Source organism: Microbacterium sp. UBA837, assembly GCF_002296025.1.
Taxonomy (GTDB): domain Bacteria; phylum Actinomycetota; class Actinomycetes; order Actinomycetales; family Microbacteriaceae; genus Microbacterium.
Genome location: NZ_DBHD01000078.1, coordinates 1 through 2574, shown reverse-complemented (window position 1 = coordinate 2574; position 2574 = coordinate 1). Strand labels below are relative to the sequence as shown.

3 protein-coding genes are annotated in these 2574 nt (G+C 67.2%); 2 read left to right on the top strand and 1 reads right to left on the bottom strand.

Translation table 11 applies throughout. From position 1 onward, the window contains the following. A partial coding sequence (locus tag B3587_RS05740) for an endonuclease domain-containing protein (RefSeq protein ID WP_292727073.1) occupies positions 1-269 on the bottom strand: 269 nt, incomplete at its 3' end. A 737-nt stretch (positions 270-1006) separates the two neighbouring features. Here B3587_RS05740 and B3587_RS05735 point away from each other — a divergent pair. Together B3587_RS05735 and B3587_RS05730 are read left to right on the top strand one after the other, a co-directional pair. Further along, the gene (locus tag B3587_RS05735) at positions 1007-1594 is read left to right on the top strand and encodes a GNAT family N-acetyltransferase (RefSeq protein ID WP_292727071.1); all 588 of its coding nucleotides are present in this window, start codon (positions 1007-1009) and stop codon (positions 1592-1594) included. Positions 1595-1606: 12 nt separating this feature from the next. Next, the gene (locus B3587_RS05730) at positions 1607-2482 is read left to right on the top strand and encodes an Fpg/Nei family DNA glycosylase (protein ID WP_292727069.1); all 876 of its coding nucleotides are present in this window, start codon (positions 1607-1609) and stop codon (positions 2480-2482) included. Positions 2483-2574 lie beyond the last annotated feature (92 nt).

The following is a 2574-nucleotide window of genomic DNA, read 5'->3' as shown; positions in this document are numbered from 1 at the left end:
CTCCGACCGTGGGCCAGCACTGACCGTAGGGCCTCGCGAACACGATCGGGGCGATAGAGGATGTCCTCTGCCAAGAGCCGGAGGGTCGTGTACCCGCTGAGGGCAGCGGCAAGGTCTCGCTCTCGATCACGTCGCTGGGTGCGCTCATCGGCGTGGAAGGCGACGCTGTCGCACTCGACAACGAGCCAGCCGTCGACGACAAAGTCCACTCGCCCCACCCCGGGCAGCTGCGCCTGAATCACGAAGGATGCGCCCAGCGACCGCAGCATCAGCCGTACCAGTGTCTCCGTTCCCGACTCACACCGAGGGTCGAGCAGGCTTCGAATCCGGCGGTATCGCTGAGGCAATCGATCAAAAACCTCAGCGATCTCGCTCTCCGTGACCAATCCCTGATGCCAGGCGCTGTCGAGCGTTGCAACCGCGTACCGAGCGGGCTGACACCGACACGCCTGGGCGAGCGCCTCAACAATCCCGCACACGAGATCGTGTCTTGGGGCATCCGAGGTGCGCCAATGAGCCACCACGCCATGACGCGACGGGAGCCGGCTCGCGTCGCGCTCGAACTGCACGTGCAGGCTGTGCCGCTCAGCAACAAAGACGCCTTGTAGCCGCAAGAGGGACACGCAATCGAGGCGACCGCCGACGGCGGCGGCCCGTGCAAGCGGTAGCGGGGTGTCAGCTGGAAGGTAGACGTCTCGACGGGCACGGAGCCACGATCCTGATCGCACCGCCGCCCGAAGTGCGGTTCGACCCAGCCCCAGACTTCCCAGTTCCGTGCGGGTATAGCGACGATACGCAGGGTTCATACGGAGAGAGTGGCGCCGTCGCACCGCCGGAAGACCTGGCGTCTGCACAGCAACAGCAAACGGGCGAGAACGCGAAGCTGGGGAGGACGCGTCACAACTCCTGCAATCCGTACTCGCGAATGGCAGAGCCGACACCCGGCCCCAGCTATTGCAGGAGTTGCGACGCGCCGCTCGACAAGCCCGGCGCATAAGGTGGGGCGATGGATGTCGTCGTGCTGTGCACCGAGCGCTGCGAACTCTCGCCGCCGACCGACGCCGACGTGGATGAGATCTTCGAGGCGTGCCAGGATCCGGCGATCCAGCGATACACCACCGTGCCTTCGCCGTATCTCCGCGAGCACGCCGAGCAGTTCATCCCTCGCGTGCAGCGCCACTGGGCCGAGGGAAGAGAGGCGACGTGGGGCATCCGTCACGACGGGCGCCTCGCCGGAATGATCGGGCTGTACCGTCGGGAGACAGAGGCTGCTGAGCTGGGGTTCTGGATGTCGCCCTGGGCGCGTAGGCAGCACCTCCTCACCGAAGCTGCCACCGCGGTCGTCGACTTTGGGTTCGAATCCGCGGGAATGTCGCTGGTGCGCATCGAGTGGCGCGCCGTCGTGGGAAACACCGGGTCGGCGCGGACGGCTCGCGCACTCGGATTCCGCTACGAGGGGACGCTGCGCCAGGCGCTCGCCGGCCCTCTACAGCGAGACGATGCCTGGATCGCAGGCCTTCTTCCCGGCGATGACCGCACGCCGGTAGCGTGGCCGGTCCTCGATCGGGGTCTGCCGCCGATTCCCACCCCATGACAGGATGGCGCCATGCCCGAGATGCCGGAAGTGCAAGGACTCGTCGACTACCTTGCCGGGCGCCTGCCGGGGCTCACTGTCACGCGTGCGACTGTCGCCAACATCGCGGCGCTCAAGACGTATGACCCGCCCCTCGACGCGCTCGTCGGCGCGCGGGTCGCGTCCGTGTCACGCCACGGCAAATTCATCGATATCGAAGCGGACTCGGATGCTGCTGCGTCTCTGCACCTGATCTTCCACCTCGCGAAGGCGGGATGGCTCCGTTGGTACGACCAGCTGCCGAGCACGATCATCCGCCCTGGCAAGACCCCCATCGCGCTCCGCGTCGGTTTCTCGGATGGCTCAGGCTTCGACCTCACCGAAGCCGGGACAAAGAAGTCCCTGGCGGTCTACGCGGCCCGAAACCCGACCGACGCACCCGGCATCGAGCGGCTCGGCCCCGATCCCCTCGACCCGGGCTTCGATCGCGATGCGCTCGCAGCGCTTCTCCGTGGACGCCGCACCCAGATCAAGGGCGTGCTGCGCGACCAGTCGATCATCGCCGGGATCGGCAACGCCTACTCCGACGAGATCCTGCACGCGGCACGGATGTCGCCCTATGCCTTGGCCGCGAACCTGACCGATGCCGACATCGACACCCTGTTCGCCGCGATGCGGCACACCCTCACCGAGGCGATCGCGGAGGCATCCGGCAAGCCGCCAGCAGATCTCAAGGATGCCAAGCGCCGCGGGATGCGGGTGCACGGCCGTCGCGGCGAGGCCTGCCCGGTCTGCGGCGACGAGGTGCGCAGCGTCTTCTTCGCCGACAACTCGCTCGAGTACTGCCCCACGTGCCAGACCGGCGGCAAGCTGCTCGCTGATCGTCGCCTCTCCCGCCTCCTGAAATAGACCCGAGATACGCGCCCGACCAGTCTGCTCAATGGTCTCCGCAGGAGCGAAGCGAACTGCCCAGCGCGGGGCTGGCACCGGGTCTGGCGGGA

Excerpts from the sequence above, each read along its gene's own strand:
- B3587_RS05735 (WP_292727071.1), top strand. The coding sequence starts at position 1,007 with ATGGATGTCGTCGTGCTGTGCACCGAGCGCTGCGAACTCTCGCCGCCG.
- B3587_RS05730 (WP_292727069.1), top strand. The coding sequence starts at position 1,607 with ATGCCCGAGATGCCGGAAGTGCAAGGACTCGTCGACTACCTTGCCGGG.